This window comes from Ruegeria sp. AK4 (assembly GCF_056541025.1).
The window spans coordinates 1-1,188 of sequence record NZ_JBQFXS010000072.1; the positions used below are offsets into that span (position 1 = coordinate 1).

The following is a 1,188-nucleotide window of genomic DNA, read 5'->3' on the forward strand; positions in this document are numbered from 1 at the left end:
CGCCTCGACCCCGTGTTCGGCGCAGTAGGTCTTGACCGCCTGCACTTCGTCGTCGGTGTCGGTGACAAAGTGGTTGATGGCAACAACAACCGGCACGCCGAAGGATTTGACGTTCTCGATGTGGCGGCCCAGGTTGGCACAGCCCGATTTCACAGCATCGACGTTTTCCGCACCCAGATCGGCCTTGGCGACGCCGCCGTTCATCTTCATCGCGCGCACGGTGGCAACCAGAACCACAGCCGACGGGGCGATGCCCGCCTTGCGGCACTTGATGTTCATGAACTTCTCTGCACCCAGATCGGCCCCGAAACCGGCTTCGGTGACAACATAGTCAGCCACTTTCAGCGCGGTCTTGGTCGCGATGACCGAGTTACAGCCGTGTGCGATGTTGGCGAACGGGCCACCGTGGACGAAGGCCGGGTTGTTTTCCAGTGTCTGCACCAGGTTCGGCTGCATGGCGTCCTTCAGCAGAACGGTCATCGCGCCTTCGGCCTTGATGTCGCGGCAGTAGACCGGGGTCTTGTCGCGGCGATAGGCAACGATGATGTCGCCCAGACGTTTTTCCAGGTCCTTCAGGTCATTGGCCAGACACAGGATCGCCATGACCTCGGACGCCACGGTGATGTCAAAGCCAGCCTCACGCGGGTAGCCGTTCGACACGCCGCCCAGAGACGCCGTGATCTGACGCAGCGCACGGTCGTTCATGTCGACCACACGACGCCATGCAACGCGGCGGGTGTCGATTTCCTGCTCGTTGCCCCAGTAGATGTGGTTGTCGATCATCGCCGACAGCAGCGAGTGGGCCGAGGTGATGGCGTGGAAGTCACCTGTGAAGTGCAGGTTCATTTCCTCCATCGGAACAACCTGCGCGTAACCGCCGCCCGCAGCGCCGCCCTTCATGCCGAAGTTCGGGCCAAGCGAGGCTTCGCGGATACAGATCATCGCGTTCTTGCCAATGCGGTTCAGACCGTCACCCAGACCGACCGTGGTGGTGGTCTTGCCCTCACCCGCCGGGGTCGGGTTGATCGCGGTGACAAGGATCAGCTTGCCGTCTTCGCGGTCCTGCACCGAGTTGATGAAGTCCTGGCTGACCTTCGCCTTGTCGTGGCCGTAAGGCAGCAGATCGTCGCTGGAGATGCCCAGCTTGGCACCGATTTCCTGGATCGGTTTCTTGTTCGCCTCGCGGGC

The 1,188-nt window shown here is 61.8% G+C and carries 1 protein-coding gene; it reads right to left on the reverse strand.

Annotated elements, in window-relative coordinates; translation table 11 throughout:
- On the reverse strand, nucleotides 1–1,188 hold a 1,188-nt coding region (locus tag ACR0EZ_RS25910; RefSeq protein WP_480617719.1), incomplete at both ends, for a formate--tetrahydrofolate ligase.